The following is a 16,461-nucleotide window of genomic DNA, read 5'->3' as shown; positions in this document are numbered from 1 at the left end:
ACCGTATTATAGATTTTTCCAAGTGTCATGACCAATTGAAGGGAAGAGGTGAACATTACGTTCAATTTCTTCTTCATTCATATGCATGTTTACAGCTGGAACAATTGTATCGATTGCATTATCAGCTTGATCAGAAATCTCAGTAAATCCAACTAATCGATGTTCTTGATCAAAGATGTATGCATTTTCAGCAATCTTTTCTTTAGTTGCTTGTCTAAACCAACTTCTAGCCATTTCATGTTTTTCAATCGTATATTGATCACTAGCTGCTGCTTCATCAACTGAAACACCCATTTGGCTAATTCTTGGTGAAGTAAATACTACTGACGGAATTGCTGGAAAATCAATGGGTTGATCAGTTTCGCCAGCAAATAAATGCTTTAAGTAACCGGATTCAAAGGTAGCTGTAGGGGTCAATTTAGGTTGACCGGTAGCGGCAACATCCCCAGAAGCATAAATATTATCGACTGAAGTTTGTAAGTATTCGTTGACTATAACACCTTTTTTGTCATCGTATTTAACGCCAATATCTTCTAGTCCCATATTATGAACCATTGGAACACGACCAGAAGCATCTAAAATCCATTCAACATTTAATTCTTTTTTATCGCCATAATTTACTGTATATCCGTTATCAGATTGACTAAAAGCGTGAATGTCAGCATTCTTAATGAATTTAATGCCATCATTTTCCATTTCTTTAACAATTTGTTTAACATATGGTTGGTAAAAGCCACGTAATGCTTTGTCACCATGCATTAACATTGTTACATCAGCACCAGATTCATTAGCTAAAGTAGCAAATTCCATTGCGATATAGCCAGTTCCAACAATTGCCATTGATTTAGGCATTTCGTCTAGATTTAAGAAATCTTTAGAGTCATGTGATAGTTCGGTTCCTTGAACATCAACTTTATTTGGAGTTAAGCCAGTGGCGATTACTAATTTATCTGAAGTGTAGTGTTCACCAGCAACTTCGATTGTATGATTATTGGTAAATTTAGCAAATCCATGAATTACATCCATGCCTAAATCTTTCATGGTAGCTTCACGATTTACTTTGATGCTATCGATACCTGCGTGTTTATTTTTCATGTTAGCATTCCAATTAATCTTAGTATCACCTTCAACAATGTCACTCATTCGGTGTTGTTTTTTAGCTAAAGTAATTGGTAAATCTAAAGTTATTTTGGCATTACAGCCCCAATTAGGACATGTTCCACCAACAGCAACTACTTCAACGAAAGCAATTTTAAAGCCTTTTTTACATAATTTTTTAGCGCCATCAAAAGCAGCGTGACCTGATCCAATATATATAACGTCATAGTCATATTTGTTATTTTGCATGTCAATTCCTCCATTTATCATATGTATATATTTTAAAAATACAATAATGTAACCAGATAAACAAATACATACACTTGAAGAAACAAAAAATACGCCACTTGATGGCGTATTTTTATATACTTTTTTTCGTTAAAAATTAAATTATTAGATATGTTGCCATGCATCGCTACCAATTGATGGGAATAAGTGAACGATACGACTTACTTGTTCTTTATCTAGTTTTAGAGCAATGGCAGGTAGAATGGAATCAATGACTGAATCAGCTTGATCAGAGATTTCGGTAGCACCAACTAAGTGGTGTTCTTTATCAAAGACATATGCACGTTTAGCGATTTGTTCTTTGGTAATTGCACGATACCAATCTGATGTCATATCGTGTTCTTCAACCGTATATTCATCACTATTCTTCGCTTCATCAACTGAAACACCAACTTGAGCAATTCGAGGAGTTGTGAATACAACTGAAGGAATGGCAGGGAAGTCAATTGCATCAGTTGTTTCTCCAGAAAATAGACTAGTTAAATATTGAGATTCAAAGATAGCAGTAGGGGTTAACTTAGGTTCACCAGTATCAGCAACATCACCGGAAGCATAAATGTTATCAACGTTAGTTGCCAAGTGATCATTTACTTTAATTCCACGATGGTCATATTTAACCCCAACTTCATCCAAACCGATGTTTTCAATATTTGGAATGCGACCAGTTGCATCTAAAATATAGTCGGTACGAACATCTTCATTATCTAATTGAACGGCAGTTACACAGTCATCCTTTTGAGCAAAACCTTTAATTTTAGCATTATTAATAAAACGAACACCTTTATCTTCTAAGTCCTTAACTACTGCTTGAACATATTCTTGGTTAAATTGACGAAGGGCTTTATCACCATGCATCAAAACAGTAACTTGTGCACCAGCAGCGTTAGCAATGGTTGCAAATTCCATTGCGATATAACCGGCACCAATAATGCTTACATGTTTAGGCATTTCATCTAGGTTCAAGAAGTCTTTAGAATCATGAGCCAATTCTTTACCTTCAACATCTAAACGGTTAGGACGTAATCCAGTTGCTATAACAATTTTATCAGCTGTATATTCTTTATTATCAACAACTACTGTATGGTTATCTTGTAATTTAGCGAAACCATGAATCAAATTAATGCCTGTTGATTCGATAAAACCACCAATTGCACCAGGAAGTCCATCAATTACAGCGTGTTTGTTTTTCATGTTTTCTTTCCAATCAATAGAAGTTTCTCCATTGATAATGTTCTTTAATCTCTTTTGTGTTTCAGTTAGTTGAACTGGAATGTCTAAAGCGATTTTGGCATTACAGCCCCAATTAGGACATGTTCCACCAACTTTATCAGCTTCAACGACTGCGATTTTGTATCCTTTAGCTGCTAAAGGCATTGCACCATCAAAAGTACCATGACCTGCACCAATATATAATACATCGTAATCATATTTTTCAGTCATAAATAATCATTCCTAACATTTAAAATTTTTCATTTCTTAAATACAATATAAACAGTTGATCATATTTTTTCAAACATTTGGCCTTAGATTAATTAGAGTACAACATAATATTAAAAGTGACTACTAAAAGAAAAAATGCACACAAAATTAATTGCGTGCATTTTTTTATGTGAGATATAATAAAAACAATATTAATAAAAAAGTACTCCAAAAATCAAATCTTCAAAGTACTTTGGTTAGTGAGCTGTGATGCTTTGAACACCATCTTCTCAGCAAAGGACTGAGTGCTTTTACCTTAAGCTAACAGCTCATAATATTGAATTAATTTAATTACCAATCAACAATTTATATTAAACCATAATCTGAAATTAAATGCAAGATATATTAATAAAATTTTCATTTTATGTTTTTTAATATATAATTTGTAAAAGAATTTATTTAAGGAGCGTTATATTTATGACTTTTCTAGGAATTATTTACATTATTGCATTTGTAGTTATTTTATTTTTAGTATCAACTTTAACAACTATGTTTATTATTAATCGTAAAAATAAACGTAATAAATAGTGCTGTATAGATGTTCTTAAATCACATATAAAATTTATTTATAACAAACTTATCTTTTGACTATAACTTTATGGATGTTTTATAGTCTTCAATGATTATTAATGAAAGCAATTATTAAATGAAAATTTTCATTGGAGGGGTTATATATGGGTGTATTTTTCACATCGATTCAAAGTGTCCTAGTAGTTGTGCTAATCATGATTTTAGGATATGTCCTAAGAAAGACTGGTTGGTTTGCTGACACATTTAGTAAAAATATTTCTAAATTAATTAAGAACATTGCTTTACCAGCTTCTATTTTTGTTGCAGTTTTAAATAAATTAACTCGTGATAAATTAGTTGGCTTTAGTAGTTATCTAATTTGGGGAATTATATCAGTAGTAATTGGTTATATTATAGCTTTTGCTCTTGTAAAAATTATGAAAATTAGGGTTGGTCGTCGTGGTGTATTTATTAACGCGATTGTAAATGCCAACACTATTTTTATTGGATTGCCTTTAAACTTAGCATTGTTCGGTAATGATTCAATGACTTACTTCTTGGTTTACTACATTATTAACACTGTTTCTACTTGGGCATTTGGTGTGTTCTTGATTAGTAATGATGATCCAACTAAAAAGGATCAACCAAAAGGACACAATAAGATTAATTTGAAGCAAGTACTTCCAATGCCACTAGTTGGTTTTATTGTTGCTTTAATTTTCCTACTATTAAACATTCCAGTATTACAAGTTCCATTTATTTCACAAACTTTATCATATGTAGGTAGTTTAGTTACTCCATTATCACTAATCTACATTGGAATTGTTTTAGCTGATGCTGGATTAAAGAGCATCTCATTTGATCGTGATACAGTTGTTGCTTTAATTGGTCGTTTTATTATAGCACCCGCTGTAATGGTTGGAATCTTAGTATTGGCTATGCACGGTGGCGTTTCACTACCATCAATGTTTAATCAAACTATGATTGTACAATCTGCTACTCCAATGTTAGCTGTTTTACCAATTTTAGCAGCTGAAGCTCATGGTGACGTTAAGTACGCAACTAACATTGTTACAACATCAACTATTTTATTTATTGTTGTTATCCCTATCTTAATGGCAATTGTTCAATTTATATAGATCGAAAAGGGCTGTTGATTAAATCAACAGCTTTTTTTGTTTAATTGACAATGTTTATTTGTTGGAATAAAATTTTAAATAATTAACGTCGCATACAAAGAAGGAATTTATATGTTTGAAAAGTTATGTTATATATTGATTGCGATTGCAATTATCATTGCGATTGCAGTTTACGTGATTTGTTATTAAAAGTAATTTTAAGGGATGAATATAATTGAAGATTAGTAAAAATAAACTAATTAATTTAGTATTATCATTTTTAGCGATTACGATGTTTTTAACTGCATGTGGTAACAATGATAAAAAAGCAAGTTCTGTATCAAGTAGCAATTCTACTAGCTCTCAAAATATTAATCATCAAATTAAAAACGCTCCAAAAATTGATTGGAGAAAATCATCAGAGAATAAGCCATATCCTGATATGAATATTAAAAATAACAATTGGCTTTTAGTATCAATCAAAAAACAACGAGTTTACGTAATGAGCTCTAAAAATAAGGTATTGTACACTATGTATTGCTCAACTGGTAGTGATAATGGTGATAACATGACTCCTCGTGGAACTTACAGTATTCAAGCTGAACGTGGTAGTCATTTTTACAATGCCGCTTCTGGTGAAGGAGCTAACTATTGGACTTCGTGGAAAGATCATGGAATCTACTTGTTCCATAGTGTTCCGGTTAATAAAGCTGGCAAGTATTTAATGAAAGATGCACATCAATTAGGCAAGAAAGCTAACTCACATGGTTGTATTCGTTTATCGGTTCCCGATGCAAAATGGATAAATCAACATGTTCCTTTTGGAACTAAAGTTGAGATCAAATAATAAAAGCGTTGATACATTTCGTATCAACGCTTTTTTAAGGTAAAGTAATTACAATGACTAAAATTGCAATCATTATGATTGAAACTATTAGCAATGGTGTTGTGTTTTTAGTAAATAGGGTTCTTTGTTTATAATAAATAATGCCTAATAATGCTAACATTGCAATAACACCAATTGCATACATAATAATTAACTTAATTTGGACTGAAAAGTCACTAGCCATCATATTTTAGCCACCTTTTTTATTTAGTTAATAATTGGTAAGCGTATCTAGCAGTCCAAGGATGACCATTTTCACGCATATGAATAGTTCCACGTTTTTCAAAACCATTTGAGGTGATAACGTGTTGCATAGCCTTGTTTTCCGGATGAGTATCAATTCTAATATCTTTAAATCCTAGAACAGTTGAAACTGTGATTAAACCACTTACTAATTTCTGTGAAAGATGTTGACCACGGAATTTGTTTGAAATAGCAACACGATGAATAGCTGCATAATGGGCTTCTGAACCATTTACCCATTCGCCATCTTCAATTTTTAAATAGTTAGGATCAATTCCTTGATGAATAGTTGCGGTTCCAGCAATATTGCCATCAGTTACTAATACATAGTTGATTCCATCTTCAATGTCTTTTTTTAAGTCTTCATCAGCAGGATAACCATGTTGCCATTGATCAATTCCTTGTTCACCTAAATATGAAATAGCGGAATGGATAATATCTAAAATTTCTGGTAAATCCTTTTCTTCTGACTTTCTTAAGTATGTTGCAGGCATTTTAACACTTCCTTTAAGATTAATTATTAATTTATAAAAACCATAACTTAAGAGTATATATAAATTTATTCTTAAATGCAACGAATAAATTAGACTCCTAATATATAGGATACAACAAATTATAACTTAGTAAACTGAACGACTTTTATAATAAAGTTATTTTCATTGCCATCCCCATACCACCGCCGATACAAATGGTAGCTAAACCGTTTTTTAACTTTTTGCGTTTTAAGTTATAGATAAGGGTTCCAATAATTCTAGCACCTGAATCACCTAAGGGATGCCCCATAGCAATAGCACCACCAGATATATTCAATTTATCTTCGTTTATATGATAATTTTTTGCTACTGCTAGTACTTGTGCAGCAAATGCTTCATTTAACTCAACTAAATCAATATCTTCCATTTTAATACTTAGTTTACTGAACAATTTTTTAGTTGCATCATATGGAGCATATCCCATATAGTCTGGATCACAACCGGCTTCTGCATAATCATCAATCACAGCCAATGGCTTTATATTTAATCTTTTAGCTTCAGATTCACTCATCAATATTAATGCAGATGCACCATCATTTAAACTGGCTGCATTCCCTGCTGTGACAGTACCATTTTCTTTGAAAGCAGGCTTTAATTTTCCTAAAGCTTCTATATTAGTATCTTCTCTTATGTTTTCATCTTTATTAAATATGAATGAACTTTTTCTATTCTTAACTTCAACTGGAACAACTTCGTTTGCTAAGTAACCATTTTCATTTGCTTTTATAGCTCGCATGTGTGATTTATATGCCCATTTGTCTTGCTCTTCACGACTAATTTCATATTTTTTAGCAACGTTTTCTGCAGTAACGCCCATTGGCTGTTTGCTAAATGCATCCATTAATGCGTCATTGTAAATAGAATCGATTAACGATACATTGCCAAATTTATGCCCCTTTCGCATATTGGTATTTAAAAATGGTGCGTTAGACATACTTTCTACTCCACCAGCAACAACTATTTTGGCATCACCCATTGCAATTGCTGCTTGTGCATTTCTTACGGCTTTTAAACCAGATCCACAAACTTGATTTACTGTATTTGCTGTACTTGAATAGGGGATTCCAGAATTAATTTCAATTTGTCTAGATATGTTTTGACCAGCACCAGCTTGTAATACGTTTCCAAATATAACTTGATCAATATTTTCAGGTCTTATTTTTGCCTGCTTGATAACTTCTTTTGTAACGATAGTTCCTAGATCAACTGATGATAAGTTCTTTAATGAACCATTAATTTTACCAATTGGAGTTCTTTTTGATGCAACAATAACTACTTTTTCCAATATTATGGGCTCCTTTTTTATTAATAAATTTTATTATAAATGTTATGAAAAAATATTTGTTGTAATTTATTTAATTTTTTATAAATTTATTATTGACCTTTCAATTTATTATTGATATTATTACTTCTGTTGTCATTTAGGCGACACATCAAATAAAATAACTTGTTGACTTTTATTATTTAACTTGTTATTATATTGTTTGTCGTCAAAAATAACAAGTTAGTTATTAAAAAAATAATTATAAAAAGTTGTTGACTTTTGCTTGTGAGGATGGCATAATGTTTATTGTTGCGTTGCTGATAAAGCAAACGGCGATAAAAAATAATTATAAAAAGTTGTTGACATTAAGTTTTTAACATGATATAATTAAAAAGCTGCTTCAAGTAAGCGGATAACTAATGAGTAGATCTTTGAAAACTGAACAAGATTGATAATCGATGATGTGTAAGGATTCTTATAATTTAGATTATAGGAAATTAAAACACAGCGAAGTCAATTCGCTTTTAAAAACAATTAATTTGATGAGCTAGAAAAGCTTTTCATCTATAAGATGAGAGTTTGATCCTGGCTCAGGACGAACGCTGGCGGCGTGCCTAATACATGCAAGTCGAACGAGTCCTCCCAATTTGATTTTATGCTTGCATAAAAGATTTTTGGATTCGGGACGAGTGGCGAACTGGTGAGTAACACGTGGGTAACCTGCCCTAAAGCAGGGGATAACATTTGGAAACAAGTGCTAATACCGTATAATTAGTTGGAACCACATGGTTCCAACTTGAAAGATGGCTCTGCTATCACTTTAGGATGGACCCGCGGCGTATTAGCTAGTTGGTGAGATAAAAGCCCACCAAGGCGATGATACGTAGCCGACCTGAGAGGGTAATCGGCCACATTGGGACTGAGACACGGCCCAGACTCCTACGGGAGGCAGCAGTAGGGAATCTTCCACAATGGACGCAAGTCTGATGGAGCAACGCCGCGTGAGTGAAGAAGGGTTTCGGCTCGTAAAACTCTGTTGTTAAAGAAGAACAAGTGTAAGAGTAACTGTTTACGCTTTGACGGTATTTAACCAGAAAGCCACGGCTAACTACGTGCCAGCAGCCGCGGTAATACGTAGGTGGCAAGCGTTGTCCGGATTTATTGGGCGTAAAGCGAGCGCAGGTGGTTTTTTAAGTCTGTTGTGAAAGCCCTCAGCTCAACTGAGGAAGTGCAGCGGAAACTAAAGAACTTGAGTATAGAAGAGGACAGTGGAACTCCATGTGTAGCGGTGAAATGCGTAGATATATGGAAGAACACCAGTGGCGAAGGCGGCTGTCTGGTCTATTACTGACACTGAGGCTCGAAAGCATGGGTAGCGAACAGGATTAGATACCCTGGTAGTCCATGCCGTAAACGATGAATGCTAGGTGTTGGAGGGTTTCCGCCCTTCAGTGCCGCAGCTAACGCATTAAGCATTCCGCCTGGGGAGTACGACCGCAAGGTTGAAACTCAAAGGAATTGACGGGGGCCCGCACAAGTGGTGGAGCATGTGGTTTAATTCGATGCTACGCGAAGAACCTTACCAGGTCTTGACATCTTCTGCCAACCTAAGAGATTAGGTGTTCCCTTCGGGGACAGAATGACAGGTGGTGCATGGTTGTCGTCAGCTCGTGTCGTGAGATGTTGGGTTAAGTCCCGCAACGAGCGCAACCCTTATTATTAGTTGCCAGCATTAAGTTGGGCACTCTAGTGAGACTGCCGGTGATAAACCGGAGGAAGGTGGGGATGACGTCAAATCATCATGCCCCTTATGACCTGGGCTACACACGTGCTACAATGGATGGTACAACGAGTCGCGAAACCGCGAGGTCAAGCTAATCTCTTAAAGCCATTCTCAGTTCGGATTGCAGGCTGCAACTCGCCTGCATGAAGTTGGAATCACTAGTAATCGTGGATCAGCATGCCACGGTGAATACGTTCCCGGGCCTTGTACACACCGCCCGTCACACCATGAGAGTTTGTAACACCCAAAGACGATGGAGTAACCTTCGGGAGCTAGTTGTCTAAGGTGGGACAGATGATTAGGGTGAAGTCGTAACAAGGTAGCCGTAGGAGAACCTGCGGCTGGATCACCTCCTTTCTAAGGATATTACGGAAACTTACATTAGGTTAATCAATCTTATTCAGTTTTGAGAGGTCTACTCTTAAACTTGGTTCTTTGAAAACTAGATATTATTAATTTCTAAAATTAACATTAAAATTTGTATTAAATACAATTTTAACCGAGAACACCGCGTTATTTTGAGTTTTTTAAAAAGTTTTATTCGTATTATACTCAATTAACCAAACATCACGAAGTGATGAACAGGTTAAGTTATGAAGGGCGCATGGTGGATGCCTTGGCACTAGGAGCTGATGAAGGACGGGACTAACACCGATATGCTTCGGGGAGCTGTACGTAAGCTTTGATCCGGAGATTTCCGAATGAGGAAACTCGATAACCTTAATCGGTTATCACCAATTAGTGAATTAATTAGCTAATTTGGCGGCAGACGTGGGGAACTGAAACATCTAAGTACCCACAGGAAGAGAAAGAAATTTCGATTCCCTAAGTAGCGGCGAGCGAACGGGGAACAGCTCAAACCAAAGAGCTTGCTCTTTGGGGTTGTAGGACTGAACATTTGAGTTACCAAGTTAGACAATAGTCGAACTAGCTGGGAAGCTAGGCGATACAGGGTGATAGCCCCGTAGACGAAATTGTTTAACCTCAGTTCAGGATCCTGAGTACAGCGACACACGTGGAACGTCGTTGGAATCCGGGAGGACCATCTCCCAAAGCTAAATACTCCCTAGTGACCGATAGTGAACCAGTACCGTGAGGGAAAGGTGAAAAGCACCCCGGAAGGGGAGTGAAATAGTTCCTGAAACCATGTGCTTACAAACAGTTAGAGCCCGTTAATGGGTGATAGCGTGCCTCTTGTAGAATGAACCGGCGAGTTATGTTAACATGCAAGGTTAAGGTGGATAAGACCGGAGCCGTAGCGAAAGCGAGTCTGAATAGGGCGTTTGAGTATGTTGAGATAGACCCGAAACCAGGTGATCTACCCATGTTCAGGCTGAAAGTGCGGTAAAACGCACCGGAGGGCCGAACTCGTGTACGTTGAAAAGTGCTGAGATGAAATGTGGGTAGCGGTGAAATTCCAAACGAACTTGGAGATAGCTGGTTCTCTCCGAAATAGCTTTAGGGCTAGCCTCGGATTTAGAATCATGGAGGTAGAGCCACTGTTTGGATGAGGGGCCCGTCATGGGTTACTAAATTCAGATAAACTCCGAATACCATTGATTTATATGTCCGGGAGTCAGACGATGAGTGATAAGATCCACCGTCGAAAGGGGAACAGCCCAGACCACCAATTAAGGTCCCTAAATATATGCTGAGTGGAAAAGGATGTGGAGTTGCACAGACAACTAGGATGTTGGCTCAGAAGCAGCCACCATTTAAAGAGTGCGTAATAGCTCACTAGTCGAGTGATTCTGCGCCGAAAATTTACCGGGGCTAAGCATATTACCGAGATTGTGGACATGACGTAGTCATGTGATAGGAGAGCGTTCTAAGGGCAACGAAGTTAGACCGTAAGGACTGATGGAGCGCTTAGAAGTGAGAATGCCGGTATGAGTAGCGAAAGATTAGTGAGAATCTAATCCACCGAATGACTAAGGTTTCCTGGGGAAGGCTCGTCCTCCCAGGGTAAGTCGGGACCTAAGCCGAGGCCTAGAGGCGTAGGCGATGGATAACAGGTTGATATTCCTGTACTAGTTAATTATGTTTGAACGATGGAAGGACGTAGGAGGCTAACTTGTGCGCACTATTGGATGTGCGTTCAAGCAGCAAGTCAGTTGAAGAGTGAAATGCTTTTCAGCGGGTTGACAAGCTGTTATGAGGACCGAATTTAAGTAGGGAAGTAAGCCACGTCACACTACCGAGAAAAGTTTCTAGTGAGTAATTAACTACCCGTACCGCAAACCGACACAGGTAGTCGAGGAGAGTATCCTAAGGTGAGCGAGTGAACTCTCGTTAAGGAACTCGGCAAAATGACCCCGTAACTTCGGGAGAAGGGGTGCTGCACTACGTGCAGCCGCAGTGAAAAGGCTTAGACGACTGTTTATCAAAAACACAGGTTTCTGCAAAATCGTAAGATGAAGTATAGGGGCTGACGCCTGCCCGGTGCTGGAAGGTTAAGTGGATGAGTTAGCTTCGGCGAAGCTCAGAAACGAAGCCCCAGTAAACGGCGGCCGTAACTATAACGGTCCTAAGGTAGCGAAATTCCTTGTCGGGTAAGTTCCGACCCGCACGAAAGGCGTAACGATCTAAGCACTGTCTCAACGAGAGACTCGGTGAAATTGAGATACCTGTGAAGAAGCAGGTTACCCGCGACAGGACGGAAAGACCCCATGGAGCTTTACTGTAATTTGATATTGGGTGTTGACATAGCTTGTACAGGATAGGTAGGAGCCGTAGAAACCGGAACGCTAGTTTCGGTGGAGGCATTGTTGGGATACTACCCTCGCTGTGCTAACACTCTAACCCGCACCACTTATCGTGGTGGGAGACAGTGTCTGATTGGCAGTTTGACTGGGGCGGTCGCCTCCCAAATAGTAACGGAGGCGCCCAAAGGTTCCCTCAGAATGGTTGGAAATCATTCGCAGAGTGTAAAGGCACAAGGGAGCTTGACTGCGAGACAGACAGGTCGAGCAGGGACGAAAGTCGGGCTTAGTGATCCGGTGGTACCATATGGAAGGGCCATCGCTCAACGGATAAAAGCTACCCTGGGGATAACAGGCTTATCTCCCCCAAGAGTTCACATCGACGGGGAGGTTTGGCACCTCGATGTCGGCTCATCGCATCCTGGGGCTGTAGTTGGTCCCAAGGGTTGGGCTGTTCGCCCATTAAAGCGGTACGCGAGCTGGGTTCAGAACGTCGTGAGACAGTTCGGTCCCTATCCGTCGCGGGCGTAGGAAATTTGAGGGGAGCTATCTCTAGTACGAGAGGACCGAGATGGACATACCGCTGGTGTACCAGTTGTCCCGCCAGGGGCACAGCTGGGTAGCTATGTATGGTTGAGATAAACGCTGAAAGCATCTAAGTGTGAAACCCACCTCAAGATGAAATTTCCCATTCCTTTATGGAAGTAAGATCCCTAAGAGATGATTAGGTAGATAGGCTAGAAGTGGAAGTGCAGCGATGTATGGAGCGGACTAGTACTAATTGGTCGAGGACTTAACCAAGTAAGGTTGTTCTCATTTAGAAATGATAATATCTAGTTTTGAAAGAACGAAGTTCTTTTAGAAAAATAGTGTGGTGGCGATAGCTAGAAGGATACACCTGTTCCCATGCCGAACACAGTAGTTAAGCTTCTAAACGCCGAGAGTAGTTAGAGGATCGCCTCTTGCAAGGGTAGGAAGTTGCCGCGCAATTTTAGAGTTTTCGATATTTATCGAAAACTCTTTTTTTATATAAAATGAAGTTTTTATGATAAAATAAATATTAACGTACATAATAAGGGGTTATATATATGAAAAAATTTAAACTCTCTTTAGGCTGGCAAATTTTTATAGGTCTAATTTTAGGAATTGTTTTGGGAATCATATTTTATAAAAATGCAACTGCTATAACTGCGATGCAAAGTATTGGAACAATGTTTATTCGTTTAATTCAAATGATTGTTATTCCTATTGTAATTTCATGTTTAACAGTCGGAATTGCAAGTATTGGAGATATCCATAAACTTGGTAGAATTGGTGGAAAGACCATTTTATATTTTGAATTAATGACTACTATTGCAATTGTTTTGGGATTAGTTGTTGGAAATATTTTCCATCCTGGTGATTTTATTAATGTTCATTCTCTACATGGAAGTGATATTACTCAATATTTAGCAACCGCTAAAAGTGCTAATCATAGTGGAATATGGGGAACTTTAATTAATTTAATACCAGTAAATGTTTTTAGTTCTATTAGTACTGGCGATATGATGCCAATTATTGTATTTTCTGTATTCTTTGGATTAGGAACTTCTGCAGTTGGTGATAAGGGTAAGATTATTGTTGACTTCATGGAATCAGTCTCACAAGTAATGTTTAAAATTACTGGTTGGATCATGAAACTATCACCTATTGGTGTATGTGCATTGATTGGAGTTACTTTAGCTGAATTAGGATTATCCGCATTAGCTCCACTAAGCTATTTTGTACTTCTAACTTATGCAACTATGGCTATTTTTGTTATTGTAGTAATGGGAATTGCTGCCAGGATATTTGGTTTTAGAATTTTTGATTTATTAAGAGTTGTTAAAGAAGAAGCTATTTTAGCTTTTTCAACAGCTAGTTCTGAAGCTGCATTACCTAGAAATATTGATAAAATGACAAAGTTTGGAGTTAGTCCATCAATAGTTTCATTTGTTATTCCTACAGGATATACATTTAACTTAGATGGATCCGCTATTTACCAATCATTAGCTGCTTTGTTTTTAGCACAAGCTTATGGGATTCATTTATCAATTGGGCAACAAATAACTTTGTTGATTACTCTAATGATTACTTCTAAAGGTATGGCAGGTGTGCCAGGAGCATCATTTGTTGTATTATTAGCAACTTTATCTACAGTAAATATTCCATTATCTGGAATGACTTTTATTGCTGGTATCGATCGTTTTATTGATATGGCAAGAACAGCTGTTAACGTTATTGGAAATTCTTTAGCAACAGTTATTATTGGTAAATCAGAAAATGAATTTGATAGTAATAAAGAAAAAGAATATATGGCTAAGTTAAAATAATTACTATAAATAAAAAGGTCTCAGGATATTTCCTGAGACCTTTTTATTATTAAATGAAGATAAACAGCAATTACTTTGGCGTAAGCCATGTTCCCATAACTCAACGAAGATTTCTGTGTAATCTCATAATTACTCATTTTATCTAATTATTTTTAAAGTTTGGTATAAACTGTTGTTCATACCTCCCCAATTAGTTCCCTAAAAGGTGAAGCATCAATTTATAAATATTTAATTTCCATTTACTGTTATTAATTGCTAACAAGTCACTGTTATTAATGCAATTAATGGATACTGAGATAACCAACAACAGTTAATTTTTCCAGATTAAACAATCTATAGCTAAAAATAAATCATATAAGTTCGGGAAAATTAACTGTCAGTGGTTGTCTCAACTCTTGATTTTTAAAGAATTGAAACAACGTTTGACAATAATTCTCCCATGATAGAGTGATCTTTGGACGCTCCAGGATCAAAAGTTAAATCTGCCATGTGTTGTTTCCTCCTTTTTAATTAATCTTTTCCTTTACTATTTAATTATAGTATAAAAAAGAATACATAATCAAGTATATTACATTTTCATATTCATTTTATCGTAACATTCCATACCGCCTAAGTTAAGTTCAGAAGGTTTTACGCCACGTTCTTTGGCAAATGCATTCATTAAAGTATCCATATCCATTAAATTAAACTTTTGTGGATTCTTTGGATCTTGAACTTCAATTTGGGCCATCATACCACCATCTTCGTGTTCAATGATATGGCAATGATACATAAATACACCAGGATGATCAAACCAAACTTTTAGTTTGACTGTTTCATTAGGGTCAACAGCAATGGTATCTTTTAATCCAGTTTCGTTAGGATAAGGTTCTTTACCATCTCTAGATAACACTTGGAATAAACAACCGTGCATATGGTATGGATGAATCATTCCTCCATCACAGTCATTAGAGTTAGTTACTTCCCAAATTTCACAACTACCTAATGTTTGTTTAGTATCAATTCTTTGCATATTGAATTTTTTATCGTTGATGGCGACTTCTTCATCCATACCAGACATCACAATTTTATGAGTAGGGGTATCTGGAGTAACTTCAGGTGCATTCATTTTAAACAAATCATTTGGAATTTTAGAATCATCTTTTGCAAATTCATGTATTCTAAAATGAACAATTGGAACATCATCAGAATATAAGATTACTTCATCACCAGGTTTATAATTACTAAAATCAACAACGATTTCAGCTCTTTCAGCACAAGTTAACATTAAATGGGTGAATTTAACAGGATGTGTTAATAAGCTACCATCGCCAGTAATTTGAGTGAATTCTAGGTCATCTGAAAAGTGCAATCTCCATTCACGACGGTTAGCACCATCTAAAATTCTAAAACGAACTTTTTGAGTAGTTACATCAAAATATGGATTAACAGTTCCATTGATCATCGCAGTAGGTCCTTGAACACCATCAGGATCATAATCTTTATGATAATCCCATTGATTATCTTCATGAAATCTACGATCTTGTAAAATCAAAGGAATATCATCAACACCATAATTTCTTGGTAGGGGTAGTGATGCTTCATGTTCATCCTTGACGACAACAGCAGTAGCTAGACCGTGCCAAACTTGTTCAGCTGTTGATGGGCATGGATGAGCATGCAACCATAATGTAGCGGCAGGTTGATCACATTTAAAGTTTAATACTTTAGACTCACCTGGATACACAGGGGTATGGCAACCACCATCAATATCACCAGAAACGTTTAATCCATGCCAATGATAAGTAGTTAATTCGGGTAATTCATTTTTAACGGTGACGTGAATATTTTTGCTACGTTTAAAAATGATTGTTTTACCTAGTAGTGGTTGGTTGTAACCCCAAGTTTTTGTCTTTATACCAGGCATAATTTGTGATTCACCAGCTTCAGAAATGACTGTGTAATACATATCGGTATCCGTTTCTTTATCAGGCTTCAAAGGTTCAGGGATTTTTAATTTTTGTTGAGGAATATTTGGTTCTTCTAGAGGTACATATCCTCCATCATGAGTATTAAATGCAGGTTCATAGTAAAAATAATCCTTATAAACTTTATCTTCTTCGGACATATTTTTCATCCTTCCTTATTAATATATCTATATAATATGATTATTTATAATTGTTTGCAAATAATAATAATTATAAATAAAAAAGAGAGATGAAATTAA

At 36.5% G+C, this 16,461-nt stretch carries 9 protein-coding genes and 3 rRNA genes; 6 read left to right on the top strand and 6 right to left on the bottom strand.

The annotated features are described in order from the left end of the window. Positions 1–6 precede the first annotated feature (6 nt). Both MOO46_RS05070 and MOO46_RS05065 read right to left on the bottom strand, forming a co-directional pair. A complete protein-coding gene (locus MOO46_RS05070) occupies positions 7–1,347 on the bottom strand; it encodes a dihydrolipoyl dehydrogenase family protein (protein WP_249510609.1) in 1,341 nt (446 codons plus the stop codon). Between the two features lie 144 nt (positions 1,348–1,491). Continuing rightward, complete coding sequence (locus MOO46_RS05065; protein WP_249510608.1) at positions 1,492–2,826, bottom strand: dihydrolipoyl dehydrogenase family protein; 1,335 nt, start codon at positions 2,824–2,826, stop codon at positions 1,492–1,494. A gap of 713 nt (positions 2,827–3,539) precedes the next feature. Here MOO46_RS05065 and MOO46_RS05060 point away from each other — a divergent pair. After that, a complete protein-coding gene (locus MOO46_RS05060; RefSeq protein ID WP_249510607.1) occupies positions 3,540–4,514 on the top strand; it encodes an AEC family transporter in 975 nt (324 codons plus the stop codon). Positions 4,515–4,785: 271 nt separating this feature from the next. Further along, positions 4,786–5,340 carry a L,D-transpeptidase gene (locus MOO46_RS05055; RefSeq protein ID WP_396121421.1) on the top strand — a complete coding sequence of 185 codons (555 nt, stop codon included), beginning with the start codon at positions 4,786–4,788 and terminating at the stop codon, positions 5,338–5,340. 34 nt (positions 5,341–5,374) lie between these two features. Here the strand turns inward: MOO46_RS05055 and MOO46_RS05050 are convergent, their stop codons facing one another. The 3 genes from MOO46_RS05050 to MOO46_RS05040 form a co-directional block, all read right to left on the bottom strand. Continuing rightward, a complete protein-coding gene (locus MOO46_RS05050) occupies positions 5,375–5,566 on the bottom strand; it encodes a hypothetical protein (protein ID WP_249510605.1) in 192 nt (63 codons plus the stop codon). Between the two features lie 16 nt (positions 5,567–5,582). Further along, complete coding sequence (locus MOO46_RS05045; protein WP_249510604.1) at positions 5,583–6,116, bottom strand: GNAT family N-acetyltransferase; 534 nt, start codon at positions 6,114–6,116, stop codon at positions 5,583–5,585. A 145-nt stretch (positions 6,117–6,261) separates the two neighbouring features. After that, positions 6,262–7,440, bottom strand: a complete 1,179-nt coding sequence (locus MOO46_RS05040; protein WP_249510603.1) for a thiolase family protein — start codon at positions 7,438–7,440, stop codon at positions 6,262–6,264. Positions 7,441–7,986: 546 nt separating this feature from the next. Between MOO46_RS05040 and MOO46_RS05035 the strand changes: the two genes are divergently transcribed. The 4 genes from MOO46_RS05035 (at position 7,987) to MOO46_RS05020 (ending at position 14,255) form a co-directional block, all read left to right on the top strand. Further along, a 16S ribosomal RNA gene (locus MOO46_RS05035) occupies positions 7,987–9,559 on the top strand. A gap of 227 nt (positions 9,560–9,786) precedes the next feature. Then, a 23S ribosomal RNA gene (locus MOO46_RS05030) occupies positions 9,787–12,705 on the top strand. Between the two features lie 69 nt (positions 12,706–12,774). Next, a 5S ribosomal RNA gene (gene rrf, locus MOO46_RS05025) occupies positions 12,775–12,891 on the top strand. Together the 16S, 23S and 5S rRNA genes form the textbook arrangement of a ribosomal RNA operon. Positions 12,892–12,992: 101 nt before the next feature. Next, positions 12,993–14,255 (top strand): cation:dicarboxylate symporter family transporter, encoded by a 1,263-nt coding sequence (locus MOO46_RS05020; RefSeq protein WP_249510602.1) that lies wholly within the window; start codon positions 12,993–12,995, stop codon positions 14,253–14,255. A gap of 568 nt (positions 14,256–14,823) precedes the next feature. Here the strand turns inward: MOO46_RS05020 and MOO46_RS05015 are convergent. Continuing rightward, positions 14,824–16,362, bottom strand: coding sequence for a multicopper oxidase family protein (locus tag MOO46_RS05015; protein ID WP_249510601.1), 1,539 nt, complete (start codon positions 16,360–16,362; stop codon positions 14,824–14,826). Positions 16,363–16,461: the final 99 nt, after the last annotated feature.

Source organism: Apilactobacillus apisilvae (assembly GCF_023380225.1).
In the GTDB taxonomy this organism is placed as follows: Bacteria; Bacillota; Bacilli; order Lactobacillales; family Lactobacillaceae; genus Apilactobacillus; species Apilactobacillus apisilvae.
The sequence above is the reverse complement of the archived record's forward strand: the minus strand, read 5'-3'. Positions and strand labels throughout refer to the sequence as shown.